The organism is Sulfitobacter sp. M85, from assembly GCF_029285915.1.
GTDB lineage: Bacteria > Pseudomonadota > Alphaproteobacteria > Rhodobacterales > Rhodobacteraceae > Sulfitobacter > Sulfitobacter faviae.
In genome coordinates this window covers 582,310-605,305 of the sequence record NZ_JABECQ010000001.1, presented here as the reverse complement: position 1 = coordinate 605,305, position 22,996 = coordinate 582,310, and the positions used below count along the sequence as shown (strand labels likewise).

The window sequence follows — 22,996 nt, the reverse complement described above, 5'->3', positions numbered from 1 at the left end:
CGCTGGCAAGCTCACATCTAAGCGGATGCACTGTAGGAATGATTCTAAAATTGGCCCGACCCTGAGTTTTCACTCAAGCTATCCAAACATGCCATTTCGACCAAGTTTTGATTAAAAGAGGCCAGAATAGAGGCATAGGGCGATTGTTCCGCAACAATCGAAGGCTGACCGGGCCGCGACATGCGCGGCCCGGAGCGCGATTAGATACCGACGTCGATGATCGCACGAGCAAGGATCGGCACGCTGTTTTGGTTCAGCCCGGCAATGTTCATACGGCTGTCGCCGACCATATAGATGCCATGTTTCTCACGCAGCGCGTCGACCTTATCCGGCGTGGTGCCAAGGCGCGAGAACATGCCCCGATGCTGGGCGAGGAAGCCAAAGCGGTCCGATCCGGAGAGTTTCTGCAACTCACCCGCCAGTTGCTCACGCAGACCCAGCATGGCGTTGCGAACATCCTCAAGCTCGGCCATCCAATCGGCCTTGAGTTCGTCATCGGTCAGGATGGTCGACACGATCCGCGCGCCGTGATCAGGCGGGAAGCTGTAGTTCTGGCGGTTGAGGAAGGCCAAAGTGGCTTGGTTCAGCCCCTGGGCCGCCTCGACAGCCACCAGCATCAGGATGCCGGTCCGCTCGCGGTAGATGCCGAAGTTCTTAGAGCAGCTTGCCGCGATCAGGCATTCCGGCACCGAAGCGGCCACTTTGCGCGTCGCAGCGGCATCCGCTTCCAGCCCGTCGCCAAAGCCCTGATAGGCGATGTCGATCATCGGCACGGCACCGGTGCTTTGCAGCGCTTCGATCACCGCGTCCCATTCCGCGCTGTTGAGGTTCGCGCCCGTGGGGTTATGGCAGCAGCCGTGCAGCAGGACCACATCGCCTTTCTTGGCGGTCTTGAGGTCTTCGATCATGCCATCGAAGTTCACGCCGCCGGTCGCGCTGTCGAAATAGCGGTAGTTCACCACTTCCATGCTCAGATAGGACAGGATCGACAGGTGGTTCGGCCATGTTGGATCAGAGACGAAAACGCGCGCTTCGGGGTTGGCCATACGCACCAGTTCGAATGCCTGACGCACGGCACCTGTGCCCCCGGGGGTGGCGGCGGCGGCAATCGCGCCGCGCGGGACGGCATCGCCCAGAACGAGCGCAGCCATCGCATTGGTATAGGTCGGATCACCTGCAAGACCGGTGTAGACCTTGGTGTCTTGGTTTTCCCAGATGCGCTGCTCGGCGGCTTTGACGGCGCGCATCACCGGGGTGTTGCCGCTGGCGTCTTTGTAGACACCGACGCCGAGGTCGATCTTCGTGTCGCGCGGGTCTTCGCGGTAGGCCTGTACAAGGGCGAGGATCTTATCGGCGGGTTGCGCCTTGAGCGTCTCGAACATGGGGTTCTCCGGTTGGAAGGTAACGGTAAAGGATTAAGCCGCGCCGGTGGCCACGGGCACGGTGGGGAACATGCCCCATTCCGCCCATGAGCCATCGTAGAGCGACCATTTGCGGTGGCCCAGCCGCTCCAGCGCCAGCGCCAGCACGGCGGCGGTGATGCCCGACCCGCAGGAGGTGATGACGGGTTTCGACAGGTCCACGCCCGCCGCCTCGAAAATGGCGCGGGTCTCTTCGGGGGTTTTCATCGTCTTGTCGTCGTTGAGCAATTCGGTGAAGGGCACGTTGCGCGCGCCGGGAATATGGCCTGCGCGCAGCCCCTCGCGCGGTTCAGGCGCATCGCCGCGGAAACGTGCGGCGGCACGGGCGTCGACGATCTGCGGATCGCCGAGTTTGGAGGCATGGGCCACCTGTGTCACATCGCGCACCAATTGGTTCTGGAAACGCACGGTCATATGGCGGTCGCGCGGCACGGGGGGCATGTCTTCGGTCTCGCGACCCTCGGCCTGCCATTTCGGCAACCCGCCATCCAGCACGGCGACATTCTCTTGCCCCATCAGGCGGAACAGCCACCAGACCCGCGCGGCGGACATCAGCCCTGCGCCGTCATAGACCACCACCTGATGCCCGTCACCCACACCCATGGCGCGCAGCCGCGACATGAATTTCTCGATCGGCGGGGCCATATGCGGCAGGTCCGAACGCGCATCCGAGATATCGTCGATGTTAAAGAACCGCGCGCCGGGGATGTGCGCGGCATCATACTCCGCCTTCGGATCGCGCCCGGTGTCGGGCAGATACCACGAGGCATCAAGGATGCGCAGGTCCGGGTCTTTCAGATGCTGAGCCAACCAATCGGTTGAAACCAATGTCTTGGGATCGTCGGCCATGGGGGCCTCCTTCGTCGCGGGCGTTGCCCATGCCTATAACCGGCGGGGGATGCTGGCAAGTGGAAGGGGGGGATGAGAGGTGCAAGGAGGGCCATCCCCTGCCCGTGGGGTGAAGATGCTACGGGCTGTTGGCACCACTTTATGGTTCAGCTTTGATGTGTGCCGTCAAGGAGGCGCCCGCCTCACCAAATCGCCAGCCCGGTCGCACCAAAGGTGCGCCTAGTATATTCTGACACGCCTTTGGCGTGACGGGCGGGCAGGCGATGGCCCGGCGCCTACGGCTTGATTCCGGGCCTGCCCCGCGTCTTACCCGTGATCTTTCAGCAACCGCTGCTTCTGCCGCGACCAATCGCGCTTGGCCGCCGTCTCGCGCTTGTCGTGCAGCTTCTTACCCTTGGCCACGCCGATCTTGATCTTGGCCATGCCGCGATGGTTGAAATACATCACCAAAGGCACCAACGTCATGCCCTTGCGCTGCGTCGCGTTCCACAGATCGGCCAATTCCTTGCGGCTGACCAGCAGTTTGCGCCGGCGCCGTTCTTCATGCTGAAAGGTCTTGGCCTGTTTGTAGGGCGCCACATAGGAGTTCACCAACCACAGTTCGCCATCCTCTACGGCAGCGTAACTCTCGGCAATATTCGCCCCGCCTTCGCGTAGGGATTTCACCTCGGATCCCTCAAGGATAATACCGCATTCGATATCTTCTTCGATCGCGTAATCAAACCGCGCGCGGCGGTTTTCGGCGATCACCTTGTAATTCGGATCGGATTTGGAACTGGATTTGACCTGTGACATGCCAAAGCATGTAGAGCGCCCCCCGCCCCGGTGCAAGATGCTGCCGCTCAGTCACCGAGTTTGGCGTGCACCTCATCCAAATCGATCTCCCCTAGGGGTTGCTTATTGCCGGGGTTGTCGAAGTCATATTTGAACAGATCGAAGTCGCGCTTGTAGATCTCGCGCATCAGATGCATCGACAGATCGTCAAAGTAATCCTCGACCGGATGCGCCCGCTTGGGCCCATGGCCCTCGCTCTCGTTAAAGCGCGGGATCGCCGCCAGATCGACGGGGTGCGGCGTGTCCACGGCATCAAGCACCTGCTGCATCCCATCGTTGAACCGCTCGGTCCAGAAGATCTGGTCGTAGGTGCCGCCATTGACGATAAAGGTGCTGACATGGCCCGAGACCGCCGACCAGTGAATGTCCGGGTCCATTGGCCGCCGCCAACGAATGGTATCGCGGGCAAACAGCAGGAACCGCCGGAAGCTCGCAATCTGGTCGAACTCCTCCTTGCCGTCCTCACCGCCCACGTCGATCCCGTATTTCTGCACCAGCAGCGGCACCAGATTGCCGCGATAGCGCCGCCCGTTGCGCTGAATGCCGCAAATCTTGTCAAAGAAAGACGACAGAATCCGCGTGTAAGGGTTGCGCACACAGGTAAAGGCATAGGACTTGCACGCCGTCACATTCTCGGTGATCGGCCCCTGCGACCCATCCAAAGCCCATTTATGAATGCCTGATTTGGCATCATGGATGTCGCCGTCAAAAAATTCGCCATGATCGGAATAATACATGATCTGGCCGATGGTCGAACAGGCGCATTTTGGCACCACGCGGTACACCATGCTTTCACTTTCCGTCATCCATGTTCCGGGAAAACCCATGCGCGTCCTGCCTCCTGCTGGCGCTGGCTGTTTTAAGCAACAGTCAGACCTCGGTGCAAAAAAGCAAAGAAATGCTGTTTATTCAATCGGTCTTCAGGATTAACTAGGAAGGTGATCCACGACAAAAGGCCGATGCAAGCGGGCCGCGACAAGGACATTCGGTATCCTGCATGGCGAAAATTGCCTATATCCTGCTGTGCCACAAGGATCCGGAGGCCATTATCCGGCAAGCCGAGCGGCTGACCGCGGTGGGCGATTACATGGCGATCCATTTCGACGCCTCCGCCAGCGCCGAAGACTACGCCCAGATCACCGCGGCCCTGCGCGACAACCCCAACGTCGCCTTCCCGCACAAACGCACCCGCTGTGGCTGGGGCGAATGGTCACTGGTGCAAGCCACGCTCGACACGCTCACCGCCGCGATGGAAGCCTTCCCGCGCGCCACGCATTTCTACCTGCTCTCCGGCGATTGCATGGCGATCAAATCCGCCGAATACGCGCATCGGTTCCTTGATGAGACTGACGCGGATTTCATCGAAAGCGTGGATTACTTCGAAAGCGATTGGATCAAGACCGGCTGGAAAGAAGAGCGGCTGATCTATCGCCATTGGTTCAACGAACGCACGCAGCGCAAACGCTTCTACGCAATGTTCGAGGCGCAAAAGCGTCTTGGCCTGACCCGCAAGATCCCTGCCGACCTTCAGGTGCAGATCGGCAGCCAATGGTGGTGCCTGCGCCGCCGCACCGTCGAGGCGCTGATGGCATTCAGCCACGAACGCCCCGATGTCATCCGCTTTTTCCGCAGCACGTGGATCCCGGATGAGACCTTCTTTCAAACCCTCGTGCGCCACCTCGTCCCCGAAGGGGAAATCGCCAATCGCAGCCTGACCTTCCTGCTGTTTTCCGACTACGGCATGCCGGTCACCTTCTACAATGACCACTATGACCTGCTGCTCGGCCAGAACCACCTCTTCGCCCGCAAAATCAGCCCCGAGGCACTGGACCTCAAACGCCGCCTCGGCCTGCTCTACGCCGCCCAAGGGGTGCCTTTCCAGATCAGCGACGAAGGCCGCAACCTGTTCGAATTCCTCACCGCGCGGGGCCGCATTGGCCGCCGCTTCGCCCCCCGCTTTTGGGAGAGGGAATCCAGCCTTGGCCGCGAGCGTGAACTGCTGATCATCATCGCCAAGAAATGGCATGTGGCAAAACGGCTCGTGGGGCGGATACGCCAGCAAACCGGCCTCCCGGCGGTGGATTTCCTCTTCAACGAAGAAGACACCCCCCTGCCCGACCTCGGCGGCATTCAAACCACGCTGGAAAAACGCACCCGCCACCGCCGCGCCCTAATGCGGATGCTCTACGACTACTACGACAGCACGCGGCTGATCGTCTGCATCGACACGTCGAACCTCGACCTGCTGCGCGATTTCGCCTCGGACCGCGCGCAGGTGCGCATGCTCGAAGTCGAATGCAAACTGACCGACACCTATCTCAGCGGCCACGCCCGGCGCATCGGCCTGAGCGGCGCGCAAACATCGCAAGAAAACCTGTCCCGCCTGCTCCCCACGATCCGCGGGAACATGCTGCATGAGGTCGACCAAATCCGCGACGCCCAATTCGCAAACTACAGCCGCCTCTCCGAATACGCCAACCCCGAAACCAACGCCGCGACCCTCGCCCATTTCCTCAAGGTGACCGAAGACGAGGCCCGCGCGATCGTCCAGCCCGCAGGCCTCTTCGCAGATTAGCGCCGCCCGCCCCTACCGTCTGGAACGGCCCCCCGCGCCAAGCGTTGAACTAAGAACGCCGCCACGCGGCCCGACGCACCACAACGCAAGAGGTTTTTCCATGAAACGTAAGTTCACCGCCCTCGCCACATCGCTCCTGCTCGCCCCCGCAGCCCTCTTCGCGCAAGAGACCGCCCCCGAGGCCGAGCGGATCAGCATGTCCCAAGCCATTAAATCCGCGCAAAGCAGCATCGATGGCGGCGTGCTGGAAGCCGAGATCGAAACCGAAGGCGACGGGCTGGTCTATGAGATCGACCTCGTCCGCGGCGAATCCGTGTACGAAGTCACCGTCAACGCCGCCACCGGCGATGTGATGAAGCAGTCCGAAGAGCAGCTCACAAGCTTCCTCAGCGGCCTCTTCCAAGAGGATGAGTTGCGCGCCGCTGGCACGGCCCGCGATGTGCTGATGACCGCACTGACCGAGCTGGAAGGCCAAGACGGCACATGGATCGAGGAAGTCTCACTCGACGATGAAGATGACCGCATGGTTTATGAAGTCGAACTGACCGACGCCACCGGCGAACGCGAACTATTGATCGACGCCACCACCGGCGAAATCACCCCCGGCGACTAACCCAGCCAAAGGTGCGGCCGCCTCTACCGGCCGCACCCCCCTATCTTCATCCTTTCTCAAATACCCTGCACCACACCGGCCCCAAACGCCTCACCAGCGTTTGACGCGCCGACCTAACCCCGCCCGCCCGAGATCAGATCCACAGGATCGATCCCGCGCTTCTCCGCACTGGCACGCACCGCCTCGCGCAAGGCCGCGCTTCGTTCCAGCAGGCGGCGGAACCGGTCCTCGTCCAGAACCAAAAGCGTGGTCGGCGCGATGGCGCGCACATCCACCCGACGGACGCGGTTCGTCAGGATGGCCATCTGGCCGAACATCTCCCCCCGCCCCAAACGCCAAGTCTGACCCGCGCTTTCCAATTCGACAGCACCTGAGGCGATGAAAAACACGCTGCGCGCGGGGCTTTCCTTGCGCAAAACAACGTCGCCGATATCGACATAGCGGGTCTTGAGCGCCCGGCTCAGCCGTTTGAGCGCGCCCTCCTGCAGATCCGCAAACAGCGGAAACTGCTCGATGAAAGCACCGCGCCGCACGGCGAGGTCAAGGCCCGGGCGCCCCTCTGCCGCGGTGCGCCGGGTCGCCAGTTCCTGCATCAAGGCGGTATAGACCTCGGCCCCAAAGAGACCGTCTTCGCGCATCAATGTATATTCGCGCTCTTCCAAACGCAGTGCCGTGCGGCGGATGAAACGCCGTTCCAACTCCTCAGCATAGCCGGGATACTGCAAGCGCAGCCCCTCCAGCGCGGTCTCAATCCCTTCGATGCGGCGCGCCAGAAGGTCGTGCAGCAATTCCGCCACCCGCCGCCCGTGGATGCGGCGAATGCGGCCATCGATGAAAGTGCCCAGATCCCGCAGGATCAACCGTTGCGACAGCAGCATTTCAAAGCGGTCCGCCGTCATCCGCGCCAGCGGCCCCGACACGCCGTAGCGCCCGTGCAGCACCGCCGCCGCGCGAAATGTGCGCCCATAGGCCACGCTGCGCCGCGCCGCGCGTTGATAGCCGCTGCGTCCTTGGGTCCGCGCCCCTTCGATCAGCCGGTCCGCATCCGAGAGCACCAGATCGGCCATCCGCGCCGAGATCGTCCGCTCGCGCACCCGCGCGAGGATCGTGTCACGCTCATGCCCCGCCAGCGCGATCAGCCCAAGCGCGATGCGGTCGCGGTCGAGGATATCGGTCGCTTCCTCCGCGGTCTTGACCGCTGTCTCAAGCCGTTCGCCAAACCGTTTCGCTTCGGAGCGCACGATGTCGCGGTTCAGGTCGTAATTCTCGGTCGTTTGGGCCACGTCCTCGCGCACGGTCTGCAGGGCCACGGCGATGACCTGACGCGACAGCGCGTGATCGATGGGCGAGAGTTGATCGAGCCCTAATCGTCCGATGATCCAACGCAGCGTCGTACCCTGGGCCAGCAGGGTGAAGAGCGTGAAGCCCGTGGCCAAGATACCCACGATCCGCTGAATATCATCCGGCACCCGCACGCTTTCCGTCACCGCCAGCGCCAGTGCCAGCGTGACCGCCCCGCGCAAGCCTCCCCAAAGGATCGCCACCCGGTAGGGCCGCTCGACCAAGGGCGAAAGCTTGGCCGCGGTCAGCAGGGGCAGCAGCCCGAAAAGGACCACCGCGCGGGCGAAAATGGCAGCCACCACCACGACGGCGATAAGAAAGAAATCTTCTAGCCGGACTTCTTCCAACAGCCGGGGGATCAGCAGTGCTGCGAGGATAAAGATCAGCGCCCCCGCCCAATGGGCCAGCACGTCCCAAAGCTCGCGCAGGTTGGTCAACGCCTGTGGCGGCAGCCGCCCCGGCGCGGTGAGGTTCAGCGTCAACCCCGCCGCCACCACGGCGATGACCCCCGAAGCGCCGACGCTTTGCTCGGCGACGATATAGGCCAGATAGGGCAGCGCGACCGAGATCGACTGTTGCGCCAATTCATGCCGCGCAAACAGCGCCATGACCCAAACCGCGATCCGCGCGCCGAGCCAGCCCACCAACGCCCCGCCTGCGATCAGCATCGGGAATTGCGCAAGCGCGCTGCCCAGTTCCGGGTCGGGAATGCCCAGCATGACATAGCCCATGAACAGACCGAAAAGCGCGATGGCGGCGGCATCGTTCAGCAGGCTTTCGCCTTCAATGATCCGCGCGAGCCGCCGCGGGGCCGAGATCGAGCGGAAGATCGAGACCACCGCCGAAGGGTCCGTGGTCGAGACAATCGCCCCGATCAGCAGGCAGGCCGCCAGCGGAATGGCACTCACCCAAAACAGCGCGTAGCCGATGCTGACGGTCGCCACCACCACGGCCACCACGGCCAACACCAGAATGGGCACCCAGTCGTCGACCATGCGCCGCAAGTTCATGCCCAATGTCGCCTGAAACAGCAGCGTCGGCAGGAAGACATAAAGAAAGACGTTCGACCGGATCGGCAGCCCCAGAATGGCCGCCGCCACCGGGTTCAACGCATCCGTCAAATCGGTGCGCAGAAAAAAGATCGCCGAAGCCCCGATGAGGATGCCAACGACCGCCAAGATCACGCTGAACGGCAGTCGCAATCGCGCGGCCAAAGGCTCGGCCAAGCCGATGACGACAAAGAGCGACGCGATGACCGTGGTGACGAGGATGATGTCCATATAGGATGGAATACCAGAATTTAGCTGAATGCGGGGCGCTTCTTGCCCCGCTCAGCGCCTGCAGTTCGTGGTGAGGTTATTTGCGCGCGCGCCGTTCGGCCCTCCAGCGGGCAAAGCGGCCCCGGCGCGCGGCGATGTCATCCTCGATCGCCTCGATCTTGGGGTCCAACCGCGCCCGGCGGAACCGCCGCCAGCGCACCCAGATCGCATAGAACAGCGCCGCGGAGAGGGTCAGCACGATGATGGTCACGAAGGGGATGCCCTTGCTCGCTTCCGGCCCCTCGACCGGGCGGAGCGAAATGGCATTGGGGTAGATCGACAACAGCTCACTGCGCCAGCCATAGTGTTTCAGCGCGTAATACTGCGGCGCGCCGGTGGTGCTGCGGGCATCGGCTGCCTCGGCCTGAAGGTTGGCGGTGTCGAACTTGAAATAGGGCGGCCAGCCCCAGCCGGTGTCTTCGTTGCGGTAGACCATGACATCGCCCTTGGCCCGGCGGGTCTGGATGAAAAAGACATCGCGGTTGACCGCCTGCCCCGCGCTATCGGTTGATGAGCCGGACCAGAAGATCGAATTGTTGCCGAAGTCGATCCGCTTTTCATAGGTGTCCGTGACGCGGACGATATCGGTCTGCGGCAGGGTATAGTGGAAGAATGCCCCCACCAGCACCCAGACGGTCACCCAGAACACCCATTTAACGATTCTCATCTTCGGCCCTTTCCATTAGGTCGCGCGGCCGGACAGGGGCCTTTGCCCTTCTGACATAGTGTTTCCGCGGCACTGCGGCAAATGCCTTACGCGCAATAAGGCGAGGCATTTGCCGCAAAATGCGGACCTTAGCTGCCCAACAGCGCTTTGGTCAGGTCGCTGTCCGGCTCTGACAGCGGATCGATCACGTCGAAATGGTGCTTGCCCTCGGCCACCACATGTTTCGCGCCCCAACTGCGGGCGAAATTCTCGGCCTGTTCGAGGAAGGCGGGCCGCTCCGCCGCGCCGACCCAAACGGTCACATCCACACCATGGGGCGGGGTCATCTTGATCGGGCTTTCAGCGGCGGCTTCGGCCTCATCCAGCCGCAGGGTGTCGTTCATTTCGGTTTGCAACAAGGGCGCCAGATCCGCCACGGGGGAGATCGGCACGATCCGCGTGATCCGGTCGCGCACCTCGGCTCCCAGCAGCAGCGGGTCGGTCATGCGGGCCACCAAATGCCCCCCCGCCGAATGGCCCGACAACACGATGGTGCCCTGCGTGCGGTTCGCCACTTCGGTCAGCGCCGCGGCGATCTGGGTGGAAATCTCGGAAATACGCACCTCGGGGCAAAGATCATAGGACGGCACCGCCACGGCATAGCCCCGCGCCAAAGAACCGGCGGCCAGATGCGACCAATAGCTCTTATCGAAAGCCTTCCAATAGCCGCCATGCACGAAGACCGCCGTGCCGCGCGAGACACCCTCGGGCTGGAAGAAGTCGAACTTTTGACGGTCCGAAGGGCCATAGCGCACGTTAAGCTGCGCCCGCGCCCCCAATGACGCGCGGAATGCCTCTGCCTCCTTTTCCCAGCGGGGCGGAAAGCCGTCGGCCCCGTCGATATAGGCAGCGTTTGCATAGGCGTCATCTAGCATCATTTGGGTCTCCCACCCCGGATTTGATCAAACTCAACTGGACAATCATACTCGTTGTTGCTTTGGAGGCTATAGAGAATAGCGGAGAGATGACATGACTGATGCTAAGACGGATCTGAAATCACTGCTGAAAGACCCCAGCCTGCTTGAAACCCGCGCCTATATCGGCGGCCAATGGGTCGAAGGCGACGACGGTACATTTGACGTGACCAATCCCGCGCGGGGCGATGTCATCGCACAGGTCGCCGACCTCAGCCGCGCGCAGGTCGCGGGCGCGATTGCCCAAGCCGAGAAGGCGCAAAAAGACTGGGGCGCTTGGACTGGCAAGGAACGCGCCGCCGTGCTGCGCAAATGGTTCGACCTGATGATGGAGAACCAAGACGATCTGGGCACCATTCTCACCGCCGAACAGGGCAAGCCGGTGGCCGAAGCCAAGGGCGAGATCGCCTATGGCGCCTCCTTCATCGAATTCTTCGGCGAAGAGGCCAAGCGCGTCTACGGCGAGATGATCCCCGGCCACCAGCGTGACAAGCGCATCATGGTCATGAAACAGCCCATCGGCGTCGCGGCCTCGATCACCCCGTGGAACTTCCCCAACGCGATGATCACCCGCAAAGCCGCGCCAGCGCTGGCGGCGGGCTGTTCCTTTGTGGCGCGTCCGGCGGCAGAGACTCCGCTCTCGGCCATCGTCATGGGTGTGCTCGCGGAACGCGCAGGGATCCCGGCGGGCGTGTTCAACGTGGTGCCATCCTCCTCCTCCTCCGCCGTGGGCAAGGAGTTCTGCGAGAACCCCGCCGTGCGCAAGCTGACGTTCACCGGCTCGACCGAGGTGGGGCGCATCCTGCTGAAACAGGCCGCCGATCAGGTGATGAAATGTTCGATGGAACTGGGCGGCAATGCGCCCTTCATCGTCTTCGACGACGCCGATCTCGACGCGGCGGTCGAGGGCGCGATCATGTGCAAGTTCCGCAACAACGGCCAGACCTGCGTCTGCGCGAACCGGATCTATGTGCAGGCGGGCGTCTATGACGCCTTCGCGGCCAAGCTGAAGGACCGCGTGAGCCAGATGAAGGTCGGCGACGGGCTGGAAGAAGGCACCGATCTGGGCCCGCTCATCAACCCCGAGGCGTCGGATAAGGTGCAAGAGCATATCAAGGATGCAGTCGACAACGGCGCGGAAATCATTCTGGGCAACGCCAAGGACGACATGGGCGGGAACTTCTTCGGACCCACCATCGTGACCGGCGTGACGCAGGACATGAAGGTCGCCAAGGAAGAGACCTTCGGCCCCCTCGCGCCGCTCTTCAAGTTCGAGGATGTGGACGACGTGATCGCCATGGCCAACGACACGATCTTCGGCCTTGCCTCCTATTTCTATGCCAAGGACCTCAGCCGCGTCTACAAGGTGGCCGAGGCGCTGGAATATGGCATCGTCGGCGTCAACACCGGCATCATCTCGACCGAGCTTGCGCCCTTTGGCGGGGTCAAGCAATCCGGCCTTGGGCGCGAAGGATCGCACCACGGGATCGAAGACTATCTTGAGATGAAATACGTCTGCCTGTCGGTCTAAGCACCGGCGGAAGTTAAAGAAACGGGGCGTGCCATGGCGCGCCCCGTTTTGCCTCGGGCTATTGCGTCAGCCGGTCCTGTGCCAGCATCCGGCGCTCCGCCTGCGAAAGATGCGAGATCGCCTGCGCGACATCACCTTCGCAACGCTGCAACGCCCGACACCACAGCCGATGCGCCGAACGAGGCGACCACGGCAGCGCCGCCTGCGCCAGCCATGCCCGCAGGGGCGGCGGCAGTTGGTCAAAGGCTGCCATCGGGTTCCCCTGACGCCGCCGCTGTTTCAGCCCGCTGCGCAGGTTTCGCTTTTTGCCAGTCATGCCGCGGGCCGCCCTTAATGCGCCTGCATATCCGCCGCGATCTCAGACGCGCTCAGCTCGGCGGGGAAATAGGTCGGCCAGTTGGTCAACTCTTCCAAAACCTCGGCGCGGTCGTCGCCCCAGTAGAGGTGATAGTGATCGGCCTTTTGCGGCGCGATGATATGGTCGCTGAATTGGATATATTCCGGCGCTTCGGCATCGCCGCCCTCTTTGGCAAAGACATAGCGCACGCCGCGGTTGCCCTTCTTGTAGGTCAGCACCTCATAACCATCGCTGGCATAGCGCCCTTGCACCGGATCACCGTCCCGGAAGAAGGTCACGGCATTACCGTCGATGGTGATGCGGTCCACATCGGTGGCATAGCCAACCTCGTAATAGGCCTTGTACTCCGCCGCCGTCTTGTCGCCGTGTTCGGCCTTATCCTGCATCACCGCGTCCAGCGCGCCCTGCTGCAACAGCGGGTAGACCGATTGCCAGTCGCCCGCCCAATCCGACAAGGGCCGATCCTTGATCTGCGCGTCGTCAAAGTAGCCATTGTAGATGTCGTTCTGGTCGTGGGCGTGGTCATGCGCATGGGAATGATCGTGGTCATGCGATGCCTCTTTCGTCTCAGCCAAGACCGGGGCCGAAAGGGCAAGGCCCGCGCTCAGCGTCAGGAAGAATAGCGGGGATGCGGATGTTTGGGGCATGTCGTTCTCCGTGGTTTGGCCTGCGTCATGATTCGATATGTTATATCATAACCAACGCGGAGTAGCCCTGTCCCGGAGAGTTTGCAACCCGATGGCCGCCAGCCCGAACACGAAAAAGCCGACAGCACTTTCATGCTGCCGGCCTTCGGGCGGGGGAGAGATACGCCCTGGGGTGACCCGTCTTAGTTGGTCCGGGTCTGCGCCGCGCCGTCCGCATTCACTTGCTGGGACAGAGCCGCGGCGAATTCTTCGCCCGTCATGCCGATGAGCAGCTGGCCATCGGCGTCGACATCTTGGTCGATCTGCACGACCGCACGGTCGCTATCGGCGGCGAATTCCTCGGCCAGATCGATGGAATAGCGCATGGAACCGTCCGCTTGCGGCTCTGCGTTCGAGATGGTGCCGATGACCGTATCATCTGAGGCGACGGCCACGGTGCTGCCATCCAACGCGATATCGGCATCCGTATCAATGTCCGAGGTCGCGGTTTGGTCGATGGACTGTTCGGTGGTCAGGGTGCCATTCGCCTCGGCCCCGGCTGTGGTGTCCAATTCCGTGCCCGCCAGATCGGCGGTCGCATCGGTGCCGACACCCGCGTCCAGGGTCTGTGCGGCGACTGGGGCCGCCATAAGAGCGGCGACAGCCGTGGTCAGGGAAAGCTTGCGTAGGGAATTTGCATAGGTCGTCATGGTTCTTCCTTTCATTGCGCGTGCGGTACTCTGCACGCTGTTGTCCGGGCACGCCTGCCCGGTCCCCCACTCAACCCGACAGCTTTTGCTTGGTTTCACCCCGCCCCCCCGCGCAGCAGAAAGCCGCCGTTTTCGCCCCTAGGCTTCGGCAGATATTCACCCACGAACGGGTCGAGCTTGGGAGGCGACCGCCCACAAAAAAGGCCCGCCAAAAGCGGGCCTTCGCATAGCGCTTGAACGGTTGCGCTTAGTTCACGGATTTGGCGTCAACCACGTCCTTGTCGATCGCCTTCACCTCGGAAGAGATGGTGATCTGGCGCGGTTTCAGGGCCTCGGGCACCTGACGCTCAAGCTCGATATGCAGCATGCCATTGGCATGGGCCGCGCCGATGACCTGAACGTGGTCCGCCAGATGGAAGCGACGCTCAAAGGCGCGGGTGGCGATGCCACGGTGCAGATAGGTCTTGGCCTCATCCTCATCCGCCTTGCGGGCCGAAACGATCAGCGCCTTCTCACGCACTTCGACGCTCAGATCGCTATCCGAGAAACCGGCGACGGCGATCGAGATGCGATAGGCATCGTTGTCGAGCTTTTCGATATTGTAGGGGGGATAGCTGGGGGTGGCCCCATCATTTGTCAGAACCCGGTCCATCATGTTGGCGATCTGGTCGAAACCAACGCTGGAGCGGTAAAGGGGTGCGAAATCAAAGCTACGCATGTGTTCATCCTCATCAGTGAGCGATTGACATATCGGGCCTTCCACCATTGGACAGACCCGGTTTTTCAAGCGCCGAAGCCCTATTGAGGCACCTCGGCAAAGCTCATTTGGGAAAGGGGTTGCGCGCTTTCAAGTCCTGCCGCGCAGAATTACGGGCGGATGAATTTCGCCCCGGTGCCGCGCTCTTCGCCGACGCGGATGCGCTTGCCTGCGGGGTTGGAATCCAGAAACACGCCCTTGCCCGCCACCAGTTCCGCTTGCAGCAGCGCCAAAGGCGCGCCAAGCGCGGTGCCGAGCGAGACCTGCGCGCCCTCGACCTCGGCCTTGGCCGAAACGACAGAGACGATATGTGCCTCGCCTGCGACGAAGCTAAAGATCGGCGCGCCGCTAGAGCCGAAATCGACCGCGCAGGAGGTCACCAATACCCCCTCTTGCTGGGCCAGCACCTTGCAGACCTCCTGCAAAGACGGTGCCTCGGCCCGGTCGCGGGCATAGCTGACCACGCCTACACGGTCGCCGGGGCGCGGACGCGCGGCGGTGCCGAAGGGGCGGATGGTGGTGTTGCGGATCGGGCGGGAGAGTTCCAGAAGCGCTAGATCATTGCGCACCCGGCCCGAGGAGACCTCACCGTCATAGACGTAATCGGGATGCACCACGGCGCGGCGAATGTCGCGGTAGGCCCCGGCGCGGCCATTGCGCCAACCGGCGAGGAACTGCACCTCACCATGGTCGATCCGGGCCTTGGTTTCGCGGTCAAACAGGCAATGCGCGGCGGTCAGCACCAGACGCGGGGCGATCAGCGTGCCGGTGCAAAAGCCGGTCCCACCGATGTCGAGACGGCCCACCGCCTCCCAAGCGGCGGCATCCACACCGTTGTCGAGCGCTTTGAGCGCGCTGTCTTGGGCCAGCGCCGCCGTGGCAAGGGTAAAGACGCCGAAGATAGCCGCCAACAATTGTCGCAAAATGCACCTCAAAACCATGTTTACTTGGCGGATATAGGGGAGTTGCGGCGAAAATACGGCGCAGGCTTAACGCAAACGCGGCACCTGCGCAGGCGCGTCGGGATCACGGCTGAGCGCGGGTGGTTTTGGCCCACCGCAGGCCCAATCGAGCAGTTCGACGCTATGCACCACCGGCACCCCGCTGCCCGATCCGATCTGCATCATGCAGCCGATATTGCCCGCCGCGATCACATCCGGTGATTTAGCCTCCAAGGTCTTGATCTTGCGCTCTTTCAGCTTGGCCGAAATCTCGGGCTGCATCAGATTGTAGGTGCCCGCCGAGCCGCAGCAGAGGTGACTGTCCGCCGGTTCCACCACCGTGTATCCCGCCTGTTTCAGCAGGGTCTTCGGCGTGGCCTTGATCTGTTGCCCATGTTGCAGCGAGCAGGCCGCGTGATAGGCGACGACCATGCCCGGCGCTGCCGGTTCGGCGAAGGGCAAGTCGAGCTCCGCCAGCAGTTCCGTCACATCCTTCGCAAGGGCCGAGACACGCGCCGCATCCTCTGCCAGCGGGTCATTGCGGAACATATGGCCGTAATCCTTGACCGTGGTGCCGCAGCCCGAGGTGTTGATCACAATGGCATCTAAGCCCTTGCCGTCCATCTCGGCCCGCCATGCGCGGATGTTGCGGGCGGCGTGGGCGTGGCTCTCATCGGTCTTGCCCATGTGATGGGTCAGCGCGCCGCAACAGCCCGCCCCGTGGGCCACCACCACCTCGCAGCCCGCGCGGGTTAGCAGCCGGATCGTGGCGTCGTTAATATCGGTGTTCAGCGCCTTTTGGGCGCAGCCGGTCATCAGGGCCACCCGGCGCAGCGGCTTGCCCTTAGCCGGAAAGCTCTGCGGGTCGTCGTTGCGGCTGACCGGGGGGACCGTCTTGGGCGCCATCTCCAGCATGACGCGCAGCCGCGCGTCGGGCATCAGCCGGGCAAAAGGCCGCCCGATCTTGGCCCCGAGCAGCGCAAGCCGAAAGCGTGTGGGATAGGGCAGAATCCGCGCCAGCATCCAGCGCAGGGCGCGTTCGCCCATGGGGCGTTTGTAGCGTTCCTCGATATAAGCGCGGGCGTGATCGACCAGATGCATGTAATGCACCCCCGAGGGGCAGGTCGTCATACAAGCGAGGCAAGAGAGGCAGCGGTCGATATGCTGAACCGTCTTTGGATCCGGGTCGCGGTCGTTCTCCAGCATGTCCTTGATCAGGTAGATGCGTCCGCGCGGGCTGTCCAACTCATCGCCCAAGACCTGATAGGTCGGGCAGGTCGCCGTGCAAAAGCCGCAGTGCACACAGGCGCGCAGAATCTCATTGCTGCGCTGCGTGTAAGGATCCTGCAACTGCTCAGGGGTAAAGGTGGTTTGCATGGCGGCTCCGTTCCTATGTGCTGCGCATCAGATTGGCGAGGACGAGACCGAACCACGGCACCGTCGTGCCCACGGCCCCCAGCACCCCGCTCCACCGGCGCATCGCCGGGCGCGGATCGGCCCGGCGCAGCGCTTGGATCACCAGCGCAATCACCCCGATCCAAGCGGCCCAGAGCGCCAAGGCGATGGCCCCCAACAGCCAAGCGCTGTCGCTCCAATAGCGCGTCAGACCATAGCGCAGGGCAAGCGCGATCAGAAAGGTCGCTAGCACCATCGCCGCCAAGGCACGGATGGCCCTAAGCGAAGGCGGCACGGCGATCAGCGCCTTGAACAGAAACGGGCCAATCAGAAAGACGATGAGGAAGACCAGCACCAAAGTCATGCGCTGAGGGCCAAGGCTTCGGCGTTAAACAGGCCACGGGGGTCGAACTTGGCCCGGAGCCCCGCCGTCAACCGCGCCACCCCCGGCGCTTCGGGTTCCTGTCGTGGCAGCGCCCCCGCCGCCTCGGCCCGCAACAAGGTCGCGTGGCCGTCATATTGCCCCAAGCGCGCGCGCAGGTCCGTGCCGGGGGCCATGCGCAGCCATAGCAGCCCCCCGGCCCAATCATAGAGCCGCACCTCCGCTCCGGCTTTTGCCGCAAGCGCCGGGGCCTCGGTCGGGCGGCAGTGCAGGCGCCAGACATCGCCCGCCGCCCCATGGAAGGGCGCCACATCTCGCAGATCCCGCCAGAGGGTCTCTGAGCTACCTTCTGCAAGCACTTCAATCTCGCCCCCCGTGGCGGCGAGCAAATCCTTCAACCGCCCGATCCGGTAGCTGACCGAGGTCTCGAACCCCTCCAACCGCAGGACCGTCCGCCCCTGCGCCGGGTCATGGGCCGCGCCGGTCACCTCGAAGGGGCTGCGCATGGCCAGCGCCATCGCGGCGATGGCAGCGGGGTCGTCCAGCCCGGACAGCACGAGCGTCGCGCTGGTTTCAGGTTTCGGGAGCACCTTTAGCGAGACTTCGGTCAACGCGCCCAAGGTGCCCTGCGACCCGGCCATCAGCTTGACCAGATCATAGCCGGTGACGTTCTTCATCACCCGGCCCCCGTTCTTGATGATGGCCCCCTGCCCATCGACGAACCGCACCCCCAAAAGAAAATCCCGCGCGGCCCCAACGGCAAGCCGCCGCGGGCCACTGACATTGGCGGCAAAGACCCCGCCGATGGTCGGCGTGCCGCTGCGGCCCATGAGCGCGCGGTGGTCCATCGGTTCAAAGGCCAGCCGCTGGCCCTCGGCGGCCAAAGCGGCTTCGATCTCGGAGACCGGCGTGCCCGCCTGCGCGACCAGCGTCAGCGCGCCCGGCTCGTAAAGGGTGATCCCCCGCAAACCGGCAAGCGACAGTGCCGCACCCGGCCCCGCCATGCCGCGCGTATCCCCGCCGCGCAGGGAGAGGGGCGCATCAGCGGCACGGATCGCCTCGGCCAGTTCCGCCTCGGAAGTCACCGTCACGCCGCCACCGATGCGCCGCTGCCGCGCCGCCCTTCCGTCACGTCGAGGGGGAAGACCTTGGCCGGGTTCAGCAGCCATGCCGGGTCGAAGACATCCTTCACCATCAATTGCGCCTCTAGATCCGCGGGGGCGTATTGCTCATGCATCAGATCGCGCTTTTCGATCCCGACCCCATGCTCCCCGGTCAGGCAACCGCCCGCTTCGACGCAGAGCCGCAGGATGTCGGCGCCAAAGGCCTCGCATTTCTCCAGATCGCCGGGTTTGTTGGCGTCAAACAGGATCAGCGGGTGCATATTGCCGTCGCCCGCATGAAAAACATTGCCGACCTTGAGGCCATAGTCATCGGACATCTCACCGATGCGGCGCAGCACCATGGGCAGCTCATTCACCGGGATGGTGCCATCGAGGCACATGTAGTCGTTGATCTGCCCCATCGCGCCAAAGGCGGACTTGCGGCCCAGCCAGATCGCGGCGCTTTCCTCGGCGCTGGTGCTTTCGCGCAGTTCCACCGGGTTGTGGCGGCGGGCAATCTCGGTGATCAGGGTCAGCTGGTGGTCGATCTCTGCGTCGGAGCCTTCGACCTCGACGATCAGCAGCGCCTGGCACATCGGGTAGCCTGCATGGGCGAAAGCCTCCGTCGCCTCGATGCAGGGGCGGTCCATGAATTCGATCGCCACGGGCAAGACGCCGGCCTTGATGATGTCGCTGACGCAGGCCCCGGCGACGGCGTTGTCGTCGAAGCCCATGAGCACGGGCCGCGCGCCTTCGGGTTTGGGCAGGATGCGCAGGGTGGCTTCGGTCACCACGCCCAACTGCCCCTCGGAGCCGCAGATCACGCCCAAAAGGTCCAGCCCGCCCGCGTCCATATAACCGCCGCCGATCTCGACCACTTCGCCGTCCATCATGACCATGGTGACGCCCAAGAGGTTGTTGGTGGTGACCCCGTATTTCAGACAATGCGCCCCGCCCGAGTTCATCGCGATATTGCCCGCGATGGCACAGGCCAACTGGCTGGAGGGGTCGGGCGCGTAGAAGAAGCCGTCTTCCTCCACCGCGCCGGTGACGCTGAGGTTGGTGCGCCCGGTCTGCACGCGCATCAGACGGTTGTCGTAATCGACCTCAAGCACCTCGGCCATGCGCGCCACCCCCAGCACCACGCTATCAGCGGTGGGCAAGGCTCCTCCGGCAAGCGAGGTGCCCGAGCCGCGCGGCACCACCGGCACGCCCTCCTCATGGCAGATTGCCAGAATGGACGAGACTTCTTCGGTACTGGCAGGCAGGGTCACGGCCAGAGGAGGGCATTTATAGGCCGTCAGCGCGTCACATTCATAGGCGCGGGTCTCATGCGCATCGTCGATCACGGCATCGCGGGGCAGCGCCGCACGCAGCCGCGCCACGACACGCGCCTTGCGCGCAATGATCCCGGCATCGGGTGTTGGCATCTGCATTGCGGTCCCTCCTCTGGCCCGCAGCATAGAACCTATGGCGCGGGCTTGGCCAGTTTGCCGCGCGCTTGGTGCAATTGCACCACTAAATTGCGGCTTCAGGGTGAATTGCACCGGGCCCAACTTCCGCCTACCTTGGAACCTTTCCGAAATGCGCTATATTCAGTTCGTTGTTTTATTGGTGTCCCATGTTCAAACGTAGCCTCATTCTCGCCTTCTTGGCCTTTGCCGCGCCGGGTTTCGCCGATCCGCCCGCCATTCTGAATGTCACGGTCGATCGACAGGGCGATTTGTGGAAGTTTGACGTCACCATCCGGCACAACGACAGTGGCTGGGACCACTATGCCGACGCTTGGCGCATTCTGGACCCCGATGGGAAACCCTTGGGCACCCGCAATCTGGCACATCCGCATGTGAAAGAGCAGCCCTTCACCCGCTCGCTTTCTGGCGTGCGCATCCCCGAAGGGATGACAGAGGTCAGCATTCAGGCGCGCGACAGCGTCAGTGGCTGGTCTTCGGAATTGGTGACGATCCCGCTGCCCTGACCTGCGCCCTTTCAGACCCGGTGATAAGGCCCGCCCGAGAGGATCGCGGCGGCGCGGTAAAGCTGTTCGGCCAGCATGACCCGCACCAGCATATGCGGCCAGACCATCTTGCCAAAAGAGAGTGCATGATCCGCCTCTGCCCGCAGGCTGGGGTCGATGCCATCGGCGGCGCCGATGACAAAGGCCAAATCCCCCCGCCCGGCGTCACGCCAATTGCCAAGCCGTTCGGCGAATGCGGGGGAGGTTTCGACCTTGCCGCGTTCATCCAAGACGCAGATCACCGCCCCTTGGGGGATCGCGCGCCGTAGCAGCACGGCTTCGGCGGCCATGCCGCCGTTCTTCTTGTCTTCCATCTCGACCACGCGCGCGGGGCCAAGGCCCAGACCGCGCCCGGTCCGGTCGAACCGGGTCAGATAATCATCGACAAGGGTTTTTTCCGGACCGGCGCGAAGCCGGCCCATGGCACAGATGTGAACCCGCATGACCTAGGCCCGCAAAGCGGGATCAGTGCGGTGCCGCTGTGGCCGCGTCGTCGCCGCCCAGCCACATCTTTTCAAGCTGGTAGAATTCACGCACTTCGGGCCGGAAGACATGCACGACAACGTCGCCTGTGTCGATCAAGACCCAGTCGCCGGTTTCACGGCCTTCCATCTTGGACGTGCGTCCGGTGGCGTCTTTGACGGCCTGCGCCAGCTTTTCCGAGATCGCCGAAACCTGCCGCGTGGAGCGGCCCGAGCAGATCACCATATAGTCGCCGATGGCTGTCTTGCCGCGCAGATCGATCTGCACGATATCTTCGGCCTTGTCGTCATTCAGCGAGGAAAGGATAAGCGCCAGCAGGTCGTCGCTGGTTGCGATTTGCGAGGCGGCAGTCATTGCAGCCCCATGGTCAGCAGCCTGCGCTGCGTCAACGTTAAGAGACAGGACATTGTCCTCCTTCGTAAATAGCACCATCAATGCTGAACGCTTGCCCCGGTGCCGAGCAGCCCCAATTTAGCGACCCGGGGTTTATTTTTCAATGGATCGCGTAGCCATAGCGTTAACCACGGCGCAAATCCCCGCTCACTCAGGCATATCCCGCGATGCCGCGGCGCGCGACAGGGCCAGTTGACTGTCTTCGATGACTTTTACCTCGCGCTGCGGGAAGGGGATGGAGATGCCGTGTTCCTTGAAAGCATCCCAAAGCGCCAGATAGACATTGCCGCGAATATTGGTCAGCCCGCCGGTCGGATCCTTGATCCAGAAGCGCAGGATGTAATCCACCGACGAATCGCCAAAGCCCACGATATGGCAAACCGGGGCCTTGTAGCTCAGCACCCGGTCGACGCCCTTGGCCGCCTCCACCGCCAGTTTGCGCACCAGATGCGGATCGTCGGAATAGGCCGTGCCGAAATAGATATCGAGCCGCACAAAGTCATTGGAGTGGGACCAGTTCACCACCTGCCCGGTGATTAGGTCCTCGTTCGGGATCAGGTATTCCTTACCGTCCCGCGTCACCACAGATGCATAGCGCGCGCCGAGCGTTTGGATCCAGCCAAAGGTCTCGCCCAGACTGATCACATCGCCGGGCTTGATCGACTTGTCGAGCAGGATGATCACGCCCGAGACGAGGTTCGACACCACCTTTTGTAGACCGAAACCGAGGCCCACGCCGATCGCACCCGACAGCACCGCAAGACCAGTCAGGTCGATCCCCACCGCCCGCACACCGATGAAGAACGCGAGCCCGTAGAGCAGGATTTGAACCCCCTTCACGGCCAGCACCTGCATGGAGGGGCTGATGTCTTCGTTCTTGCGGATCGTCGCGGCGGTGGTCGTGCTGACCAGCCGCGCCATGGTCAAAAGCGCGCCGACAACCACCAGCGCGGTCAGAATGGTCAGCACCGAGAGGCGGAATTCGCCCACAGTCAGCGCGACCCCGTCCAGAAACAGGGCCACATCATCGGCGACGTTTAGCATGTAGAGCGTGGCATAGATCCACAGCCCCCATGTCACCATGCGCCGCAAGGGACGGTTGCGCACCAGACGCGCGGCGAAAGCGATGCCCACATAGATCGCCGCCAGCGTCGCCGCCAAACCGATGAGATAGGACCGTGACGGCCAAGTCACGTTTTGCATCACCTGATAAAGCAGCCCCGCCAGCAAAGCGAACCAGATCAACCCCAATCGTCGCTTGACCTGCACCACCACGCGCAATTGCCACTTGGACCAGCCTTCGCGGGAGCGGACCCAGTTTTGCAACATCACGCCGGTGACCCGGTGCAACACCCACGCCAACGCCACCAAGGCCAGCAGGATCAGGATTTGGTTTTGCCGCCAGCCGGGGCTCAGAATGCTTTCCCCAAAGCCGAGCACCCCATCGAACAAAGCCTGAAGCGACAGCAGGAAGTTCGAAAACGGGTGGCTTTCAGGGATCATGGTCGGCCTTCGCAGCTAGGGAGGATCACGGTCGCACAGGCTGTGCGCCGGGGCAAGATGACCCGCAGCCTACCCCCTGCCTCCAAGACGATCACGACACCTTGCGAGACTCGCTCAGGCTCTATATCCCTTGCCCCATGATACTGGTGTTTGATCTTTGCGACCGTGCGCGTCTGCGCGAACGCTTTTTCGGCGCGACGCATAGCGTTCTGGCGCGACTATAAG

Annotated in this window: 23 protein-coding genes; 4 read left to right on the top strand and 19 right to left on the bottom strand. The window is 62.9% G+C overall.

What is annotated here, in order from left to right; translation table 11 throughout:
- Positions 1–200: 200 nt before the first annotated feature.
- The 4 genes from HKX24_RS03070 to HKX24_RS03055 form a co-directional block, all read right to left on the bottom strand.
- A complete protein-coding gene (locus HKX24_RS03070; protein WP_271692842.1) occupies positions 201–1,382 on the bottom strand; it encodes an amino acid aminotransferase in 1,182 nt (393 codons plus the stop codon).
- Positions 1,383–1,415: 33 nt separating this feature from the next.
- Positions 1,416–2,270 carry a 3-mercaptopyruvate sulfurtransferase gene (sseA, locus tag HKX24_RS03065; RefSeq protein WP_271692841.1) on the bottom strand — a complete coding sequence of 285 codons (855 nt, stop codon included), beginning with the start codon at positions 2,268–2,270 and terminating at the stop codon, positions 1,416–1,418.
- A gap of 306 nt (positions 2,271–2,576) precedes the next feature.
- Positions 2,577–3,065, bottom strand: coding sequence for an SsrA-binding protein SmpB (smpB, locus tag HKX24_RS03060; RefSeq protein WP_209218524.1), 489 nt, complete (start codon positions 3,063–3,065; stop codon positions 2,577–2,579).
- 47 nt (positions 3,066–3,112) lie between these two features.
- A complete protein-coding gene (locus tag HKX24_RS03055) occupies positions 3,113–3,931 on the bottom strand; it encodes a sulfotransferase family protein (RefSeq protein WP_271692840.1) in 819 nt (272 codons plus the stop codon).
- 170 nt (positions 3,932–4,101) lie between these two features.
- On the opposite strand from HKX24_RS03055, the gene HKX24_RS03050 reads away from it, so the two are divergent.
- Both HKX24_RS03050 and HKX24_RS03045 read left to right on the top strand, forming a co-directional pair.
- Positions 4,102–5,679, top strand: a complete 1,578-nt coding sequence (locus HKX24_RS03050; RefSeq protein ID WP_276153820.1) for a DUF5928 domain-containing protein — start codon at positions 4,102–4,104, stop codon at positions 5,677–5,679.
- 100 nt (positions 5,680–5,779) lie between these two features.
- A complete protein-coding gene (locus HKX24_RS03045) occupies positions 5,780–6,292 on the top strand; it encodes a PepSY domain-containing protein (RefSeq protein ID WP_276153819.1) in 513 nt (170 codons plus the stop codon).
- A gap of 113 nt (positions 6,293–6,405) precedes the next feature.
- On the opposite strand, the gene HKX24_RS03040 is transcribed toward HKX24_RS03045, so the two are convergent.
- The 3 genes from HKX24_RS03040 to HKX24_RS03030 form a co-directional block, all read right to left on the bottom strand.
- A complete protein-coding gene (locus HKX24_RS03040) occupies positions 6,406–8,913 on the bottom strand; it encodes a cation:proton antiporter (RefSeq protein WP_271692837.1) in 2,508 nt (835 codons plus the stop codon).
- Between the two features lie 76 nt (positions 8,914–8,989).
- Positions 8,990–9,619, bottom strand: a complete 630-nt coding sequence (locus HKX24_RS03035) for a DUF1523 family protein (protein ID WP_271692836.1) — start codon at positions 9,617–9,619, stop codon at positions 8,990–8,992.
- Between the two features lie 128 nt (positions 9,620–9,747).
- Complete coding sequence (locus tag HKX24_RS03030; protein WP_271692835.1) at positions 9,748–10,536, bottom strand: alpha/beta hydrolase; 789 nt, start codon at positions 10,534–10,536, stop codon at positions 9,748–9,750.
- 91 nt (positions 10,537–10,627) lie between these two features.
- Between HKX24_RS03030 and HKX24_RS03025 the strand changes: the two genes are divergently transcribed.
- On the top strand, positions 10,628–12,103 hold the full coding sequence (locus HKX24_RS03025) for an NAD-dependent succinate-semialdehyde dehydrogenase (protein WP_271692834.1): 1,476 nt from the start codon (positions 10,628–10,630) through the stop codon (positions 12,101–12,103).
- A gap of 58 nt (positions 12,104–12,161) precedes the next feature.
- On the opposite strand, the gene HKX24_RS03020 is transcribed toward HKX24_RS03025, so the two are convergent.
- From HKX24_RS03020 to HKX24_RS02980, 9 genes are all read right to left on the bottom strand, one after another.
- Positions 12,162–12,419: a DUF6525 family protein gene (locus tag HKX24_RS03020; RefSeq protein WP_209218531.1), complete on the bottom strand. Its 258-nt coding sequence runs from the start codon at positions 12,417–12,419 to the stop codon at positions 12,162–12,164.
- A 14-nt stretch (positions 12,420–12,433) separates the two neighbouring features.
- On the bottom strand, positions 12,434–13,108 hold the full coding sequence (locus HKX24_RS03015; RefSeq protein WP_271692833.1) for a metal-binding protein ZinT: 675 nt from the start codon (positions 13,106–13,108) through the stop codon (positions 12,434–12,436).
- A 182-nt stretch (positions 13,109–13,290) separates the two neighbouring features.
- Positions 13,291–13,797 (bottom strand): hypothetical protein, encoded by a 507-nt coding sequence (locus HKX24_RS03010; RefSeq protein WP_271692832.1) that lies wholly within the window; start codon positions 13,795–13,797, stop codon positions 13,291–13,293.
- A gap of 247 nt (positions 13,798–14,044) precedes the next feature.
- Positions 14,045–14,515, bottom strand: coding sequence for an Hsp20 family protein (locus tag HKX24_RS03005; RefSeq protein WP_067268529.1), 471 nt, complete (start codon positions 14,513–14,515; stop codon positions 14,045–14,047).
- A 149-nt stretch (positions 14,516–14,664) separates the two neighbouring features.
- Complete coding sequence (locus HKX24_RS03000; protein WP_271689910.1) at positions 14,665–15,468, bottom strand: trypsin-like serine protease; 804 nt, start codon at positions 15,466–15,468, stop codon at positions 14,665–14,667.
- Between the two features lie 75 nt (positions 15,469–15,543).
- Positions 15,544–16,872 carry a glycolate oxidase subunit GlcF gene (gene glcF / locus HKX24_RS02995; RefSeq protein ID WP_271692830.1) on the bottom strand — a complete coding sequence of 443 codons (1,329 nt, stop codon included), beginning with the start codon at positions 16,870–16,872 and terminating at the stop codon, positions 15,544–15,546.
- Between the two features lie 13 nt (positions 16,873–16,885).
- Positions 16,886–17,254 (bottom strand): hypothetical protein, encoded by a 369-nt coding sequence (locus HKX24_RS02990; protein ID WP_271692829.1) that lies wholly within the window; start codon positions 17,252–17,254, stop codon positions 16,886–16,888.
- Positions 17,251–18,363, bottom strand: coding sequence for an FAD-binding protein (locus tag HKX24_RS02985; protein WP_276153818.1), 1,113 nt, complete (start codon positions 18,361–18,363; stop codon positions 17,251–17,253). Before HKX24_RS02985 ends, HKX24_RS02990 begins: the two co-directional genes overlap by 4 nt.
- A complete protein-coding gene (locus HKX24_RS02980; protein ID WP_276153817.1) occupies positions 18,360–19,811 on the bottom strand; it encodes an FAD-linked oxidase C-terminal domain-containing protein in 1,452 nt (483 codons plus the stop codon). Before HKX24_RS02980 ends, HKX24_RS02985 begins: the two co-directional genes overlap by 4 nt.
- A gap of 185 nt (positions 19,812–19,996) precedes the next feature.
- On the opposite strand from HKX24_RS02980, the gene HKX24_RS02975 reads away from it, so the two are divergent.
- Entirely contained in the window at positions 19,997–20,353 is a 357-nt protein-coding gene (locus tag HKX24_RS02975; protein ID WP_271692826.1) for a hypothetical protein, read from the top strand.
- Between the two features lie 11 nt (positions 20,354–20,364).
- Here HKX24_RS02975 and rlmH read toward each other — a convergent pair whose 3' ends face one another.
- The 3 genes from rlmH to HKX24_RS02960 all read right to left on the bottom strand — a co-directional run bounded on the left by rlmH (position 20,365) and on the right by HKX24_RS02960 (position 22,771).
- On the bottom strand, positions 20,365–20,835 hold the full coding sequence (gene rlmH / locus HKX24_RS02970; protein WP_271692825.1) for a 23S rRNA (pseudouridine(1915)-N(3))-methyltransferase RlmH: 471 nt from the start codon (positions 20,833–20,835) through the stop codon (positions 20,365–20,367).
- Positions 20,836–20,857: 22 nt separating this feature from the next.
- Positions 20,858–21,229 (bottom strand): ribosome silencing factor, encoded by a 372-nt coding sequence (rsfS, locus tag HKX24_RS02965; RefSeq protein WP_067268516.1) that lies wholly within the window; start codon positions 21,227–21,229, stop codon positions 20,858–20,860.
- Between the two features lie 186 nt (positions 21,230–21,415).
- The gene (locus HKX24_RS02960; protein ID WP_067268515.1) at positions 21,416–22,771 is read right to left on the bottom strand and encodes a mechanosensitive ion channel domain-containing protein; all 1,356 of its coding nucleotides are present in this window, start codon (positions 22,769–22,771) and stop codon (positions 21,416–21,418) included.
- Positions 22,772–22,996: the final 225 nt, after the last annotated feature.

Excerpts from the sequence above, each read along its gene's own strand:
- HKX24_RS02960 (WP_067268515.1), bottom strand. The coding sequence starts at position 22,771 with ATGATCCCTGAAAGCCACCCGTTTTCGAACTTCCTGCTGTCGCTTCAG.
- HKX24_RS02975 (WP_271692826.1), top strand. The coding sequence starts at position 19,997 with ATGTTCAAACGTAGCCTCATTCTCGCCTTCTTGGCCTTTGCCGCGCCG.
- HKX24_RS03055 (WP_271692840.1), bottom strand. The coding sequence starts at position 3,931 with ATGGGTTTTCCCGGAACATGGATGACGGAAAGTGAAAGCATGGTGTAC.
- HKX24_RS03010 (WP_271692832.1), bottom strand. The coding sequence starts at position 13,797 with ATGACGACCTATGCAAATTCCCTACGCAAGCTTTCCCTGACCACGGCT.
- HKX24_RS03005 (WP_067268529.1), bottom strand. The coding sequence starts at position 14,515 with ATGCGTAGCTTTGATTTCGCACCCCTTTACCGCTCCAGCGTTGGTTTC.
- HKX24_RS03035 (WP_271692836.1), bottom strand. The coding sequence starts at position 9,619 with ATGAGAATCGTTAAATGGGTGTTCTGGGTGACCGTCTGGGTGCTGGTG.
- smpB (WP_209218524.1), bottom strand. The coding sequence starts at position 3,065 with ATGTCACAGGTCAAATCCAGTTCCAAATCCGATCCGAATTACAAGGTG.
- HKX24_RS02980 (WP_276153817.1), bottom strand. The coding sequence starts at position 19,811 with ATGCAGATGCCAACACCCGATGCCGGGATCATTGCGCGCAAGGCGCGT.
- HKX24_RS03045 (WP_276153819.1), top strand. The coding sequence starts at position 5,780 with ATGAAACGTAAGTTCACCGCCCTCGCCACATCGCTCCTGCTCGCCCCC.
- HKX24_RS03070 (WP_271692842.1), bottom strand. The coding sequence starts at position 1,382 with ATGTTCGAGACGCTCAAGGCGCAACCCGCCGATAAGATCCTCGCCCTT.
- rlmH (WP_271692825.1), bottom strand. The coding sequence starts at position 20,835 with ATGCGGGTTCACATCTGTGCCATGGGCCGGCTTCGCGCCGGTCCGGAA.
- HKX24_RS03040 (WP_271692837.1), bottom strand. The coding sequence starts at position 8,913 with ATGGACATCATCCTCGTCACCACGGTCATCGCGTCGCTCTTTGTCGTC.
- sseA (WP_271692841.1), bottom strand. The coding sequence starts at position 2,270 with ATGGCCGACGATCCCAAGACATTGGTTTCAACCGATTGGTTGGCTCAG.
- HKX24_RS03025 (WP_271692834.1), top strand. The coding sequence starts at position 10,628 with ATGACTGATGCTAAGACGGATCTGAAATCACTGCTGAAAGACCCCAGC.
- HKX24_RS03015 (WP_271692833.1), bottom strand. The coding sequence starts at position 13,108 with ATGCCCCAAACATCCGCATCCCCGCTATTCTTCCTGACGCTGAGCGCG.
- HKX24_RS03050 (WP_276153820.1), top strand. The coding sequence starts at position 4,102 with ATGGCGAAAATTGCCTATATCCTGCTGTGCCACAAGGATCCGGAGGCC.
- HKX24_RS03020 (WP_209218531.1), bottom strand. The coding sequence starts at position 12,419 with ATGACTGGCAAAAAGCGAAACCTGCGCAGCGGGCTGAAACAGCGGCGG.
- rsfS (WP_067268516.1), bottom strand. The coding sequence starts at position 21,229 with ATGACTGCCGCCTCGCAAATCGCAACCAGCGACGACCTGCTGGCGCTT.
- HKX24_RS02990 (WP_271692829.1), bottom strand. The coding sequence starts at position 17,254 with ATGACTTTGGTGCTGGTCTTCCTCATCGTCTTTCTGATTGGCCCGTTT.
- glcF (WP_271692830.1), bottom strand. The coding sequence starts at position 16,872 with ATGCAAACCACCTTTACCCCTGAGCAGTTGCAGGATCCTTACACGCAG.
- HKX24_RS03030 (WP_271692835.1), bottom strand. The coding sequence starts at position 10,536 with ATGATGCTAGATGACGCCTATGCAAACGCTGCCTATATCGACGGGGCC.